The following is a 14301-nucleotide window of genomic DNA, read 5'->3' as shown; positions in this document are numbered from 1 at the left end:
ATAATTGAGACGATAAATATTAGTATTCTATACATGATGTATTCTCCTAATATTAAAATAAATGCGGAATAACTGAATCGAATAAACTTTTAGATTTAGATTTTAGCTGTAGCTGTATAAGTTCTGCTGCTATTTTGATCTACTTCAGTTGTCGTATACATACCTAGATAAATAGCTAATCCACCTGCACAAACGTTCCCTGAAGTAGTGTAGATTTTACCTTTCGTTGACTTACTATAAGACTTACTTGAAGCACTTCCTGAAGCTCCCGTTCCTGGAGCAGAAACACTTCCACCAACAGTATAGAAACTGACATCATGGTGAAGCTTCTTAAAGCCTGTACGTGTTGTCTGACTTTGGGCTTTAAATTTACCGCAACCTTTAAAATCAGACCAATATGGTAAATCCGCTTTAGCCGTTACCTTAGAAATAGTTTTCACTGCTCTATAAGCTTGAGCATCTTGAACATAAAATAATGATGATGCAACTACAAAAATAATAGCTACATATAAAAATTTAATTTTAGACATATTTTCCCCCGATTTCTCGATACAGTTATTCCACAACAGGGATAATTATCCTATATTTCCAAATTCATATCAACCATTACTAGTCGACATATTACGACAATTTTCACAAAAATATCATACTTTTCAGCATAATTGTTAAATTCAACCAAAAAAGAAAAACCACTCAAGGCATGAGTGGTTTTTCTTTTTTATGCATCCAAATGTTCACCATTTGTCGCAATCACTTGTTTATACCAATCGAAGCTTTTCTTTTTCTTTCGATCTAATGTACCGTTTCCTTCATTATCACGGTCAACATAAATGAAGCCGTAGCGTTTTTTCATTTCAGCCGTTGATGCGCTGACAAGGTCAATTGGGCCCCAGCTTGTATAACCGATCAGGTCAACACCGTCTGCGATCGCTTCTCTCGCCTCTAGCAAATGGCTTCTGAGGTAATCAATTCGGTAATCGTCTTGAATGGATCCGTCTTCTTCTACTTGATCGACAGCACCCAATCCATTTTCTACGATAAACAATGGTTTTTGATAGCGGTCATACAGCTGATTCAGTGTTGTACGAAGTCCTTTCGGATCAATTTGCCAGCCCCAATCACTTGCTTCTAGATAAGGGTTTTTCACACCTTCAAATAGGTTACCGCCAGTCACTTGTCCAAGAATTTCTGGATCTGTACTTGTCACAAAGCTCATATAATAGCTGAAGCCAATATAGTCCACTGTATGGTTTCTTAAAATGTCTTCGTCCCCTTCTTGGAACTCGATGTTGATGTCATTTTCAAGGAAATAACGTTTCATGTAACCTGGGTAATAACCTCTTGCCTGTACATCTGAGAAGAACAATGTTTTACGGTCTTGCTCAATTGCAGCAAACATATCTTCTGGTCTTGAGCTGTACGGATAAGTTGTCATCGCTGCAATCATACAGCCGATTTTCGCATCAGGAATGATTTCGTGTCCTGCTTTGACAGCCAAAGCACTTGCAACAAATTGGTGATGCGCTGCTTGATATTGAATGCTTTTCTCGTCATCACCCTCTTCAAATACAAGTCCGCCGCCAGTGAAAGGCGCATGTAATACAACGTTGATTTCATTGAATGTCATCCAATATTTCACTTTGTCTTTAAAGCGAGTGAACAATGTTTTCGCGTATGTTTCATAAAGATCGACAAGCTTACGGTTTCTCCATCCGCCGTAGTTTTTCACAAGTGCGAGCGGCATTTCATAGTGAGAGATGGTGACAACTGGCTCAATTCCGTGCTTATGCAGTTCATCAAATACTTTTTCATAAAAAGCAAGGCCTGCTTCATTCGGTTCCGCATCGTCGCCATTTGGGAAGATACGCGGCCAAGAAATGGATAGTCTGAAGCACTTGAATCCCATTTCTGCAAAGAGTGCAATATCTTCTTTATAGCGATGGTAGAAATCGATTGCATCATGATATAAGTTAAGGTCTTTCATTGATTCATCGAATGGGTGCATAATACCATTTGGTGATACATCAGCTGTCGATAAGCCTTTTCCATCTTGATTATATGCGCCTTCAACTTGGTTGGCTGCAACAGCGCCGCCCCATAAGAAACCTTTAGGAAATGTTTTTTCTAACTTGTTCATGTTGAATACCCTCCTCTTTTTCTTCTACACTGACTGTAAGCAGTGTCTCTTTCACTGTAATCGTTCCATCTGTTTTCGCATCAACTTGTGCAAAATCGTTTGTGTTGGTGACAATAACAGGTGTGGTGACATCATAGCCTTCTTGCTGAATGCCCTCGATATCAAAATCAATGAGTACATCTCCTGCTTGAATCAGATCACCTGACTGCACATGACTTGTGAAATACTTTCCGCCAAGTTTTACCGTGTCAATCCCGACATGAATGAGAAGTTCTGTACCTTGTTCACTCTTCAAGCCAATGGCGTGTTTTGTGTGGAAAATGGTTTCAACCTTGCCGTTGAACGGTGCTACAACACGCCCAGCTGTTGGTACAATGGCTGCACCTTTACCCATAATTTCATTAGAAAATGTTGCATCATTTACTTGATTGAGTGGCTTTAGTTGACCTTCAAGCGGGCTTTGTACCACTTCATTTTGAAGTGCTGCTGTATCTTTCTTTTCTTCTGGTTTGTCTGCTTTTGTATCATCTTTCACTGGTACATCTTTGAATCCTAGAACAAGTGTCATGATCGTTGCTACAACAAATCCGATGACTAAACCGATGATTGAGTAGACAAATGTTGGTCCAATGAATGTTGGGAGACCTGGAAGGCCTGCTGATCCAGATATCACATATGATTTTACTTTAAAGATTGACATGAACACGCCGCCTGCTGCTGCACCAATAAGGGCTGCAAGGAACGGTTTTTTCAATCGCATGTTCACACCATACATAGCAGGTTCAGTAATACCCATTAAGGCTGTGATACTTGTAGACATCGCCAATGATTTGAATGTTTTGTTTTTTGATCTTAAGAAGACACCGAATGCTGCGCCTGCTTGTGCCATATTCGCTACAAACATCATTGGAAGAATGTAGTCAAAACCGTTTAACGTAATGTTGTTGATCATGATTGGAAGCAGTGCATAGTGCATGCCCGTAATGATCAATGGTGACATGAATCCGCCGATCAAGAGTCCTGCCAAAAGACCTGCATGTTTGAACAATAAATCAATTCCACCTGAAAGGCCACTTCCGATAATCCCGCCAAGCGGTCCAACCGCGATGAGCATAACTGGTACAACGACTAGAAGTGTGACTGTTGGAACAAGGATGATCTTTAATGATTTCGGACTATATTTTTCTGCGAATCTTTCAACATATGAACCAAGCCAGATGGTGAGTAGAATTGGAATCACCGATGAAGAGTACACAACGGCAACCACTGGCAAGCCTAGAAATTCTGTATTTCCCGCGCCCAGTAAAGCGGTTAACTGCGGGTGCAGTGCTGCTGCTGCAATGGCAGCCGCGATATACTGATTTGTGCCAATTTTTTTGGCTACGCTTACAGCAAGCAAAATCGGTAAGAAGTAAAAGGCTCCATCTCCAATGGCTGTTAAAATCGCATACGTACTGCTTTTATCTGATATCCACTGGAATGTGAGCATCAGTGCCAAAATCCCTTTGATCATACCGGCCCCAGCGATGGCTGGAAGAATCGGTGTGAAGACACCAGAGATAAAATCGAAAAGCTTTGATATCACATTTTGTTTTGACGCTTCTTCTGTACCGCCTGACTTTACATCAGATGATAGACCTGAATCAGCGACCATCGCTTGATAGACATTTGAGACATCATTGCCGATAATGACATGATATTGGCCTCCGCTTTGATTCACGCCCATGACGCCGTCTGTTGATTGCAGCTTCTCTTTATCTGCCTTGCTTTCATCGTATAAGTTGAAGCGAAGTCTTGTCATACAATGCGTGACGTGTTTAACATTCTTTTCACCGCCGACAAGTTCTAGCACTTCTTTTGCTGTTTGTTTGTGGTTCATTGTGTTACCCTCCAATCGTTGATTTCATCTTGATATAGAAAAAACCTAAACATCCATTAATGTCCGAGAAATAGCGATTCAGACATTAATCGATATTTAGGTTTTGCCTGCTTAACCAGTAACAATCCTTCATAGCGATTGATCGTTATTTAATTTTTATAAGTCTTTAGATATAAAAAAACCTAAATCACGCCTTATCAAAGATAGGGACAATGATTTAGGTTTTGCCTGCTTGACCAGTAACAATCCTAAAAGATTGTGGGTTATTTAGTTTATATTTATAAATTATCATGTTAATTTTGTGATGTCAACGCTTTCTTTTTGAATTTATTTTCTTTTTATTACTCTGTCTATATGCAAAGTTAAATATAGCATTTCATCTTCTATGAGACTTCGGTTGTATTCTTTTTGAACATACTCGTTAATTTTTTCTGCGCATTGAAAAGCTGCGGTGTTTTTCTCTTTTACCACTTCATACAGAAACTCATTTTGATTTTCCATTTGTGTTTCGTTAAACAGACGCTGACCAAAAAACTTCAAATGCGTCACAAAACGGAAATAATTTAATGATTCTTCGTCCAAATCAATTTGAAAGTGATACTTAACGATGTTTAAAATGTCTTGAATGAGTTTGGTGATTTGAATCACGTTTGGCATTTCTTCATTGAGCTCTGCATTGACAATATGCATGGCAATAAAGCCTGCTTCATCCTCAGGAAGATGGATGCTCAGCTTGTCCTCAATGATCCGAATAGCTTCTAAACCGCATCTGAACTCATCTTTATACAGCCGTTTGATTTCCCAGAGCAAGGCATTTTTGATGTCCATTCCTTTTTGATGACGTTCAATGGCAAAGGTGATATGATCCGTCAGCGTCACATAGATGCTGTCATTTAAATTTTTGTTAAGGGTTGTTCTCGCATGCTCAATAATCGCCTCACACACTTGCATATACTCGATTGGAATATCATAAAGCAGGGTTTTGAATTTTTCTGATATATCTTTATTTTGAATAGAAAATACTTTTTCGATTCGTTCTTCGTCAATCGGGTCTCCGCTTTTCTTTTGAAACGCGATCCCTCTGCCCATAATGACCAGCTCATGCTGCTCGTCATCATACGCACTGACAACATTATTATTGATTACTTTAGAAATGATCAATTGATACCCCCCAGTACATTCCGCTTTTTCGAGCATTTTATCGTTGATTCATATGTCATGTTATTATTATTTTCAAAAAAGAGGACTTTAAGATGATTTTACATTTTTTTTTGATACGGTCAACTAGAAAGAATGACATATTACCTCTCAAAAATGACGAAATAGGGGCAAAAAAGTCTAAAAACATACACAAAAACACTCTAAAAAGAGTGTTTAAAGTGTGTTTTTTACAAAATCAGGAGCAATCCCAATTATAGACGACATTCTCGAAATTTTTTCGTTTAAGGTCTTCTGGTTTGATAAAAAAGTTGGCAATACCGCAATCTCCCCACATCAAATCTACTTCATCATCTGAGTCAATTTGTAATAACAGAACGGTATGTTCTTGATCTACATAGGTACGCGGATCTTCTTGTGTAAACCCCGGATACCCGCCCAATTTGTGACCAAAGCCACTCGCTGTTTCATAAAATTCATCCAGCAGGGCATCTGCTTCATCGCCATTAACACCATCTGCATCTTCGAATAGATCCCAGCTGTTCTTTCCTGTGACTTTTTCAAAGCGGAAATCTCCTACACTGATCGTTTCGCTTGCTAATTCACCTGTAATTGCGCCTTCCTTCGTTACAGGAAAATAAAAATCGTCTGGAATTTTCACAAAAGAAAAATCAGTCATTAACTCTTCTTCTGCCAAGAAAGGTTCCTCAATAAATTTGATGCGAAAATCTTTTTGCTCTGTTTTATGGTCAATATTCATCCCAAAAAGATCATCATGCACAGAAATAAAAACTTGCAAAAGTCCTGTTTCTGGATAATCCTTCAGCTTCGGTAGCTGGCCGAAATTAATTTGTGCCAAAAGTTTCATAGGATGTCCTTCGCCGTCAACTGGATATTCGTCGTTTTTTGGGAAATAAGGATCACCAGCTATTTTGCTGTCGTATGGTCCTGTTTTTCCTTGTTTCATCTGCAATTGAATCATTGGTTTTTCCGTTTCATCTAACAATGGACGGTAGGGTGCAAGTATTTCTTTCAGCTTCGCTGATTGTGTCACGATGATCTTCCTCCTTATGAATAGGTCTAATGACAAAACTAGTCTCTCTTTTTCTATCATACAGAAGTGTATCCTGCCTGTCAGCGATAAAACGGTCATAATCCTAACAAGTTTCTCACCTTGAAATGATAAAAAAACCTCCGATTCAGCTGGAGGTTTTATCGCTCTTTTATTTCACTTGATAGTTCACTAAGTCGTTTGCCAATGATTTCATTGTTTCGTTTGTTTCATGAAGGCCTTCAATAATTTTTGTAAAAGTGCCAACAAGTTCTGCCTGATGCTCAGAGGAAGCGACAATTTGCGCAATTTCCTCTTCCATTCCTTTGATTGACCCCTGCACGTCTTTTAGGGCTGTTTCAATATCAGTTGTCGCCTGTTTCGCGTGAGTTGACAGCTTTCTCACTTCTGTTGCGACCACTCCAAAGCCTGCTCCTGCTTCCCCCACTCTTGCAGCTTCTATTGATGCGTTGAGTCCAAGTAAGTTCGTTTGATCAGAGATACCTTTGATGAGATTGGACACTTGATTGATTTTAGAGGAATTTTCGACAGTGGTTTTCGTATTTTGTAGAATTTGTTCACTTGTCGCTTGTAGTTCCTCTGAATGTGCGGCAACCTGTTGTACCATTGCGACTAGTTTTTCGGAAGCTTCGTTGCTCTCCGTCATGATGTGCTCTAATCGTTGTTGATTTGTTTGGTCATATGCCACACAGAAGGCAGCAACCACTTGACCTGATTCATCTTTAATTGGAACGGCTACGATATCCATTGGAATCCCGTATACTTCTTTCGGAATTTGGATAAACGATGGTTCTCTTCCATTTTTCAGCATGGCAAAGTTTTGGAATCCAGCATCTACTGTATCACCAGCTTTAAATCCTAAATCAATATTCCCATGCTGCTGATAATAAAGAACCTTCTCTTTCCCTAAGACAGAAAAGGTTAGCTGCTCTCTCATAGCAAGTCCAATGATTGGTAAAGCGTCTATTATGTTATCAATTCTCTGTGACATTCGCTTACGTTCATCCTCTCTTTTTCTCAGTACACCTTCTTTATCGGTTCGTTATATGATCTATTACAGCCTGTAATGTGTACTAATATCAATCAAATGACCTAAGACATATAAAAAGCCCACATTCTATCAAGAGAATGTGGGTGTTTTTTAAACAAAGTAAATGCACATGAAGACACTGATACCGATGAGAAAAAGATACATATAGTCAATCCATGAGGTGCTGATGATATGATAATACGTTCGCTCTCTCGTCCCTGTGAAGCCCCTGGCTTCCATTGCAATCGCTAAGCGTTCTGATTTTCGTACGCCTTGCGTAAAAAGGGGCAATGCATAACGCATAAAGGCTTTCCAGCTGTTTTTTTGCTTGTAGCCTCTGATTTTGTGTGCAGCTTTCATTTGTTTTAATTCACTTTGAAATAACGGAATAAACCGGAAACCGGCAAGCATGCCATACGCCCATTTTGGGGACATTCGGCATTGATGAATCAGACTCATCATAAATGCCGTCAAATCTGTTGTGGACGTAAAAAGGAGACCAAATGTCACAAATCCCAGCATTCTAAAAGCGATGGTAAGCCCATTTCTTAAACTCTCCTCTGTGATATGAAACCACGCCCACTTCCAAACGGTATGATCCCCCTTGCCGAAGGCCGCCATCATCCAAAACACCAGAATAAAAAAGAGCAGATAAGGGACAAGCCTTGTAACGAGATACTTCATATTCCATCCACCTAAAACAACTCCAATGCTGAGAGCAAACAGCCAAATGATAAAGGTAGTTTTAGGGTCAGAAATCGCCATGAGACAGCACATCGCAAGCAGATGAGCGAGTAATTTCATGACTGGATTCACAGTAGAAAGAAAGGAGTGATTACTTTGCAATCGTCAGCACGTCCTTTCTTTCTGCCACATAGCGATAATGTAAAGGAGCTCTCAGCTGATAAGCATCGACAAGTTCTTGATTTGAAAATAAATCATAAGGGGTGCCATCATACACATGCCTCCCTTGATGAAACAGAAGCACTTGATCGGCACACTCATCGACAAGCTCCATATCATGTGTGACCATCACAATGGTCGTGCCTTGGCGCTGACGCTGTTTTAAACGCCTCATCAATTCCTTCGCCGTTTTTTCATCCTGCCCGAAAGTCGGCTCATCTAACAGCAATACATCTTGATCAAAAAGGAGCATTGTGGCAACACTTAACCTTCTTTTTTGCCCTAAACTTAAGGTGAAGGGATGTGCTTTTGCATGCTTCTCTAAACCGAACTCTTTCAGCAGCTGAACCGTTTTTTCTTGTACGACTGATTCTGGCCAGTTTCGCTGTCTGCCGCCAAAGGCAATTTCATCGAATACTGTGTCTTGTATAAATTGAAGCTCCGGATTTTGAAACACAAAGCCTGCTTTTTCATATAGTTCTCGGTCTGACCACTTTTTTAGGAGTGTATCTTTTAAGAAAATGTGGCCTTTTTTCGTTGGCTCTAAACGAACCAAATGTTTGAGAAGTGTGCTTTTTCCACTTCCATTTTCCCCAATGATCGCCACCCAATCCCCTGATTTGATATCAAGCTGGAGATCACTCATAATCCTTTTTTTCCCGTAGCTTAATTGAAGATTTTCTGTACGAATCATTGTCTTTCGTTCGATTGATGGCACCTTTTCATGCTGCTCTTTTCGTGCTTTAAAGGTTTGCATAAAGGTTTGACTCAGTGGATGAAATGGATCTTGAATGATCGTGGACCATTTCTCGGGAAATAATTTGGGCCGCCAAATTCCAGCCTCTTTCATTTCTTCCTCATATGCCGTGAGCACATCTTTTGGAGCTCCATCTGCTAAAATGCTGCCTTGATCATCTAATAAAATCACCCGGTCCATCCATTCGATGACACCGTCAAGCACATGCTCTACAAAAATCATGGTCTGCTGCTGATCGGCTGCAAGCTGCTGCAGCAGTTGAAATATGTCCATTCTACCTGCCGGATCAAGCTGTGCGGTTGGTTCATCAAAGAATAGAACATCCGGCTGTAATGCGAGTAAACAAGCAAGTGCCAATCGCTGCTTCATGCCGCCAGATAAAGTGTGAATCTCTGTATGCGGATCGACATCCAGTTGGACTTTTTGCATGAGCTGCTGAATGATGTCATCCATCTCTTCACGAGGGACGGAACGGTTCTCTAAGCTAAAGGCAATTTCTTCATTGACGCGGTGCATACAAAACTGAGAGTCTGGATCTTGAAACATGACGCCTGTATGTCTTTGCAGCACCACTTCCCCCTGCATGTCTGCTTCCACATGCTCTGGAATGATTCCAGCCAGAACCGAAATGAGCGTAGATTTCCCGCTTCCGCTCGGTCCTAAAATAAGCACCTTTTCCCCTTTTTGAATCGTAAGGGAGATTTGATGCAAAACGGGCTTAGGCTGTTCATAAAAACGGACAGAGAGTTCATTGCACGCGAGAAATGAATTCATGCTGTTCACCTTTGTTTCGTTTTTCTTTCATGATGGCATATTGATTCAGTACACCTGTTTTGGATAGTGCGTCTACCACCACTTTCGCAAGGCAGCCGCCAAGTATCATTCCACTGATCATTTGAGTCACAAGGGTCATAAGTAAAACTTGAGGCGTGTAATAACCAAAGCCATTTGCCACGAGACTGTACGCCATCGCTCCGATAGCGGCAAAGGCACCAGAGAGCATCAGTGTCCACATGCGATATCGTTTATAACCAAAAAGAGCGAAGGCGATTTCTGCTCCGAGTCCTTGGCATACACCAATTAACAGAGCTGAAAGTCCGAAGTGGCTGCCGGTCAATAATTCCACAGCAGCGGCGGCTGTTTCTGCAATCAGAGCAGCCCCCGGCTTTTGAATGATATATGCAACGATTGGACTTGCAATGACCCATATTCCAAACATGATGTTGCCTCCTGCTGGGCCAACAAGTGCTGTAATCGGTAAGTATAGCGTGGACCATCCTAAATAGATCACACCGCACGCAACGGATAAAATCACCGCAAGGACGACTTCTTTCATCTTCCATGTCATGATGAATGCACCCCCAGTTGAACTGGCCACTCTTCAACAGTGAAGGCCATTTCCCAAAACTTGTACTCGAGCTGGCAGCTTAAGATAAAGTGCTGTTTCATTTTTTCCTTTTCCTTCTCACTTGCTGCTTCCACCAACTGATCGAGCCGCTTGCAAAGCTCACCTGTAACAGAATCAGTTAATCCTCCATAAAACGTGATCCACTCATAAAACGGATGTGAAGGGTCTGGCTGCACATCTGTGAGCATTCGTTTCCCTATCTCCCAATATGTCCAAGGACATGGAAGCAGGACAGCGATGATTTCACCAAGCGTACCTTCTTGCGCAACTTGCAGCATGTGATGAATATAGTGGTGAGCACTCGGAGCCAAAGAAGCACCTTGGAGCTCATCATATGCTACCCCTGCCACTCGGCAAAGGTTTTGATGAGGGTGCGTCTCACTATCTAGTACAAACGCAATCTGCTGATGGAAAAACGCAATATCCTCCCTGTCTGTACATCTGCTGAGCGCTGCTGCATAAATTTTAATGAATGCTTGTAAGTATTCTGCATCTTGTTTGACGTAATGAATGATTTGTTCCTTTTCCAGCTTTCCTGCTGCCAGGCCTCTGACGAACGGATGCTGATAAATGGCTTCAAATAACGGTTCTGCTTCTTTCCTTAATTGCGTAGAAAATGTCATAAAAAAAGCCTCCTCTTCTTCAGTTGAATAAATGAAAAAGCCACCCCAAATGGAGCGGCCTTCTTATCGATTCAATCATGAATAAGACAAGGTCCAGCTCCACTTCCCTCCGCTAGTACGAACTAGATCAGGTTCAAAGGGTCCAAGATTTTCTCTTGTCTCAGTCATACATGACTCCCCTAGTGGACTTTTGTCATTTAATTATCTTTACTCTACACATGTGGCGATTTGATGTCAACCGCCTTTCTTAATTCAACGTTCTGATTGTTGGCAGCTTCTCGATCCCTGCAGCATAGTAGAAATTCAGCACACTGAAGAAATCAATCGGCTTTCCTGTTTTTAAATCTACAGCTAAAATATGATCACCGTAATTTGTCATATCATCAATATCTAAGCGTCTTGGTGTTGTCTTCCCGAGTGTATCAACAAAGCTACTATGGTAGTACTGCCCGCTAGCAAACGATGATTCATGATACATAAATAAAGTCTCCACATCTAAGTAGACGAGAATGGCCTCAGAGGAACTTGCATATGGAGCGGAGTACGACACTGGTGCCGAAATACTTTTCACTTTTACACTGTCAACAGAATGAGTTCTCTGTTCATATTTTCCATCATATGAGAAGTAAAACACACGCTCCCATTTATAATCGGCGGTCTTTGTTTGCTTATTGTACACTTTTGTACCATTTGCGAAAACATCACCGTTTGCATACTCAGCTACAAAATATTGCAAGGTGGACGAAAGGGATACAGCCCCCGTGAAATTGGGCGGGTTTTTTGCATTCACTTGTATCGTGTAGGAGTCTCCAAATTCTCCGCCGCTTGTAATACCGAATGCATAATCACCTGCTGGTAAATTGGTCAATCCAAGCAGGCTGCCTGCCGGTTGAATTAAATCTGTCGGGTAGGCTTGTCCTGTTTCATAATCAACAACAAATAATTGAACAAAATAATCAGGGTTTGAAGAGGTAATCCGGCTGATGAGTGCCTGAGGTGAAGATGTGCTTAAAAACCATAAATCAACTGGGTCGTCCTCTGTTAAGACAGCCGATTGATTAATAGCTAGTCCATCAATGGAGCGAACGGCAGACGTGCGCATTTTGCCTTCTTTAGCAGCTTTTCGTTTGATACTGATTCCTTTCTTCTTATTCACTTTAAATGATTTTTTCACTTGCTTCTGTTGAATAGCGATTCCTTCATCCTGCTTCAAAAACGATTCTTGCACTTGCTGAATCGCTTTTTCCGTCAGTGGTGATATTTTCCCTTCTGATTTCGGTGCTTCTTCTGCTTTTAATGCTGGTGAAAACAAACCTGTTGCGACGAGTAAAACAGACAGTAAAGCTGCAGTGATTTTGACATAAAATGCTCTCACAGGAACATCCCCTTTTTCCTCATTTGGGTTTTTTACCCTGTGATTATTTTACCATTATTCTAATAATTGTTTTGGTCTTTTTTGGGACATTTTTATAACAAAAAAACCAGCCACATGAGTTACGACTGGTTTTGATCGTTTTATGCAATGGTTTTGACAAACAAGCGTGCTGTTTCTGCACTTGATCCCGGGTTTTGTCCAGTGATGATTTGTCCGTCAACAACAGCAAATGGCGCAAAGGCATCTCCTTTTTCAAACGCTGCCCCCTGCTCACGAAGTTTTGTTTCCAATAAAAATGGAACTTTTGATGTCAGCTGAACGGCTTCCTCTTCTTCGTTTGTGAAGCCTGTGATTTTTTTGCCTTCGATAAATGATTTGCCATTTTGGTCCTTCACATCAACGAATGCTGAAACACCATGACAAACGGCTCCGATCGCACCATTTTTATCTGAAACCGCTAAGATCGCATCCGCTACCAGTTGATTAGACGCAAAGTCGATCATAGGCCCGTGCCCTCCAGCAAAGAAAATTCCGTCATAATCAGCGGGATTCACATCTGTAAGCGCCTTTGTGTCTTGAAGTAATTCATATACATCTTGATATTGCGCTGGGACACCTTCAGGAATTGAATTTTTGTCAATTGGTACAGTGCCACCTTGAATAGAAACAATTTGTACTTCTAGTTCATTTTCTTTAAAAATATGAAATGGCTCTGCTAACTCTTCTAGCCATAAACCTGTTGGGTGTCCATTCATTTCCGGGCTGCTTGTTGATACTAATAACACTTTCTTACTCATCTTGATCATCCTTTCGATTTATCCTGTGGCTATTTTATATTTTGCACAATTAAATATCAAGCAATATGACTTTAGACCAGCTCATTATGTTATATCCGATTTTCTAAAAATTATGGTATGACTCCAAATCTAATCAATATGTCACATTCTATTGGTAGGGAATTTCATGTAAAATTGTCATTGAGTGATATAATATGAGGAAAGATTGACAGTTCTCTCGTCACATGAGGGATTTTTAAAGGAGTGAAAAAGAGATGAAAACCTATTCGATTGTGATGATCATCATCACGCTCTGTATTATATTGGCCGTCTTTTTGATGAACCTAACGGGGGTCATGTACGGAAAAATCATTTTGGCCGTTGCCGTAGCCCTTTGTCTAACATCCATTATTCGTTTGATGGGTCTTCGAAAAAGATAAAAGCCGCCCTCACTAGGGGCGGCTTTATTTAAGATTAGATCGCCAGCATCAGTGCAATGAGTGCAAGCAGTGCTGGTACTCCTTGTTTGATGATAATTGATTTATTGGATGTTACACCGCCAAATACTGCTGCGATGAGCACACAAAGAATGAAAAACAGCTGAATCATATATCCAACGGTATTCGATCCAAGAATGAGCCCCCAAATGAGTCCTGCAGCTAAAAACCCGTTATAAAGCCCCTGATTGGCAAACATCACTTTGACATTTGGATCTTTTTGCAAGTGTTCTGGCAGCTTAAAAGACCGCTTCGCCATCTTTGATTCCATAAAAAACATTTCTAATAACATGATGACAATGTGTTCTAAAGCGACAATTCCTACTAAAATCATTGCTAAAATATTCAATTTAGTTAATTCCTTTCTGGTAGACGTTCACGAATCTCTATTTTGTCCGTGTATAAATCAAAGTCTTGTATCAATTCTAGCGCTTCTGTAAAGCGACTTTGTGGAATGTCTTTCATTTTTCTCACGCCGAATTCCTTTTTAATAAAAGCCATGATGGTATTGATATGAAGCTTACCGTGGCCAGCATACTCCAAATGGCTGCAAAAAGTCTGCATCGTCCCTCGAATCACCTTTAATTGCTTGGCAGTGACACAACTCATTGGTAACGCTCATCCTTTCCTTTGTTTTAACAGCTAAAAAGAATCATGGTTGAAAGAAAAACCTTCCAGTGTCTATT

14 protein-coding genes, 1 pseudogene and 1 riboswitch are annotated in these 14301 nt (G+C 40.6%); of the genes and pseudogenes, 1 reads left to right on the top strand and 14 read right to left on the bottom strand.

Annotated elements, in window-relative coordinates; genetic code table 11:
* Positions 1–95: 95 nt before the first annotated feature.
* The 12 genes and pseudogenes from JJ692_RS03090 to JJ692_RS03035 all read right to left on the bottom strand — a co-directional run bounded on the left by JJ692_RS03090 (position 96) and on the right by JJ692_RS03035 (position 13139).
* Positions 96–530, bottom strand: a complete 435-nt coding sequence (locus JJ692_RS03090; RefSeq protein ID WP_087977903.1) for a hypothetical protein — start codon at positions 528–530, stop codon at positions 96–98.
* A gap of 188 nt (positions 531–718) precedes the next feature.
* On the bottom strand, positions 719–2137 hold the full coding sequence (gene bglH, locus JJ692_RS03085; RefSeq protein WP_034281371.1) for an aryl-phospho-beta-d-glucosidase: 1419 nt from the start codon (positions 2135–2137) through the stop codon (positions 719–721).
* Complete coding sequence (locus tag JJ692_RS03080; protein WP_044334936.1) at positions 2109–4016, bottom strand: beta-glucoside-specific PTS transporter subunit IIABC; 1908 nt, start codon at positions 4014–4016, stop codon at positions 2109–2111. The genes bglH and JJ692_RS03080 overlap by 29 nt, the downstream gene beginning before the upstream one ends.
* Positions 4017–4343: 327 nt before the next feature.
* The gene (gene licT, locus JJ692_RS03075) at positions 4344–5177 is read right to left on the bottom strand and encodes a BglG family transcription antiterminator LicT (protein WP_024423922.1); all 834 of its coding nucleotides are present in this window, start codon (positions 5175–5177) and stop codon (positions 4344–4346) included.
* 235 nt (positions 5178–5412) lie between these two features.
* Positions 5413–6228: a YwqG family protein gene (locus JJ692_RS03070; protein WP_103131798.1), complete on the bottom strand. Its 816-nt coding sequence runs from the start codon at positions 6226–6228 to the stop codon at positions 5413–5415.
* A 169-nt stretch (positions 6229–6397) separates the two neighbouring features.
* Positions 6398–6736: pseudogene (locus tag JJ692_RS19245) on the bottom strand (methyl-accepting chemotaxis protein); the annotation flags it as partial.
* Between the two features lie 651 nt (positions 6737–7387).
* The gene (locus JJ692_RS03060) at positions 7388–8122 is read right to left on the bottom strand and encodes an energy-coupling factor transporter transmembrane component T family protein (RefSeq protein ID WP_044334942.1); all 735 of its coding nucleotides are present in this window, start codon (positions 8120–8122) and stop codon (positions 7388–7390) included.
* Positions 8112–9710 (bottom strand): ABC transporter ATP-binding protein, encoded by a 1599-nt coding sequence (locus tag JJ692_RS03055; protein ID WP_044334945.1) that lies wholly within the window; start codon positions 9708–9710, stop codon positions 8112–8114. The genes JJ692_RS03060 and JJ692_RS03055 overlap by 11 nt, the downstream gene beginning before the upstream one ends.
* Positions 9685–10284, bottom strand: coding sequence for an ECF transporter S component (locus tag JJ692_RS03050; RefSeq protein WP_024423927.1), 600 nt, complete (start codon positions 10282–10284; stop codon positions 9685–9687). The genes JJ692_RS03055 and JJ692_RS03050 overlap by 26 nt, the downstream gene beginning before the upstream one ends.
* On the bottom strand, positions 10281–10967 hold the full coding sequence (tenA, locus tag JJ692_RS03045; protein ID WP_206534207.1) for a thiaminase II: 687 nt from the start codon (positions 10965–10967) through the stop codon (positions 10281–10283). Before tenA ends, JJ692_RS03050 begins: the two co-directional genes overlap by 4 nt.
* 87 nt (positions 10968–11054) lie before the next feature.
* Positions 11055–11158, bottom strand: a riboswitch (TPP riboswitch).
* Positions 11159–11214: 56 nt separating this feature from the next.
* Entirely contained in the window at positions 11215–12342 is a 1128-nt protein-coding gene (locus JJ692_RS03040; RefSeq protein ID WP_133744376.1) for a hypothetical protein, read from the bottom strand.
* 140 nt (positions 12343–12482) lie between these two features.
* Positions 12483–13139: a type 1 glutamine amidotransferase domain-containing protein gene (locus JJ692_RS03035; RefSeq protein WP_024427546.1), complete on the bottom strand. Its 657-nt coding sequence runs from the start codon at positions 13137–13139 to the stop codon at positions 12483–12485.
* Between the two features lie 254 nt (positions 13140–13393).
* Here JJ692_RS03035 and JJ692_RS03030 point away from each other — a divergent pair, with 254 nt between their 5' ends.
* The gene (locus tag JJ692_RS03030) at positions 13394–13558 is read left to right on the top strand and encodes a hypothetical protein (protein WP_003214630.1); all 165 of its coding nucleotides are present in this window, start codon (positions 13394–13396) and stop codon (positions 13556–13558) included.
* A gap of 34 nt (positions 13559–13592) precedes the next feature.
* Here the strand turns inward: JJ692_RS03030 and JJ692_RS03025 are convergent, their stop codons facing one another.
* Together JJ692_RS03025 and JJ692_RS03020 are read right to left on the bottom strand one after the other, a co-directional pair.
* Positions 13593–13964 (bottom strand): DUF1304 domain-containing protein, encoded by a 372-nt coding sequence (locus tag JJ692_RS03025; protein ID WP_024423930.1) that lies wholly within the window; start codon positions 13962–13964, stop codon positions 13593–13595.
* 5 nt (positions 13965–13969) lie between these two features.
* Positions 13970–14224, bottom strand: a complete 255-nt coding sequence (locus JJ692_RS03020) for an ORF6C domain-containing protein (protein ID WP_024423931.1) — start codon at positions 14222–14224, stop codon at positions 13970–13972.
* Positions 14225–14301 lie beyond the last annotated feature (77 nt).

The sequence above is a fragment of the Bacillus sp. 3a genome, from assembly GCF_017161885.1.
In the GTDB taxonomy this organism is placed as follows: Bacteria; Bacillota; Bacilli; order Bacillales; family Bacillaceae; genus Bacillus; species Bacillus safensis.
Note: the sequence above shows the minus strand (reverse complement) of the source record. Positions and strands in the feature narration are given on the sequence as shown.

Excerpts from the sequence above, each read along its gene's own strand:
- JJ692_RS03090 (WP_087977903.1), bottom strand. The coding sequence starts at position 530 with ATGTCTAAAATTAAATTTTTATATGTAGCTATTATTTTTGTAGTTGCA.
- bglH (WP_034281371.1), bottom strand. The coding sequence starts at position 2,137 with ATGAACAAGTTAGAAAAAACATTTCCTAAAGGTTTCTTATGGGGCGGC.
- JJ692_RS03080 (WP_044334936.1), bottom strand. The coding sequence starts at position 4,016 with ATGAACCACAAACAAACAGCAAAAGAAGTGCTAGAACTTGTCGGCGGT.
- JJ692_RS03055 (WP_044334945.1), bottom strand. The coding sequence starts at position 9,710 with ATGAATTCATTTCTCGCGTGCAATGAACTCTCTGTCCGTTTTTATGAA.
- JJ692_RS03050 (WP_024423927.1), bottom strand. The coding sequence starts at position 10,284 with ATGACATGGAAGATGAAAGAAGTCGTCCTTGCGGTGATTTTATCCGTT.
- tenA (WP_206534207.1), bottom strand. The coding sequence starts at position 10,967 with ATGACATTTTCTACGCAATTAAGGAAAGAAGCAGAACCGTTATTTGAA.
- JJ692_RS03035 (WP_024427546.1), bottom strand. The coding sequence starts at position 13,139 with ATGAGTAAGAAAGTGTTATTAGTATCAACAAGCAGCCCGGAAATGAAT.
- JJ692_RS03030 (WP_003214630.1), top strand. The coding sequence starts at position 13,394 with ATGAAAACCTATTCGATTGTGATGATCATCATCACGCTCTGTATTATA.
- JJ692_RS03020 (WP_024423931.1), bottom strand. The coding sequence starts at position 14,224 with ATGAGTTGTGTCACTGCCAAGCAATTAAAGGTGATTCGAGGGACGATG.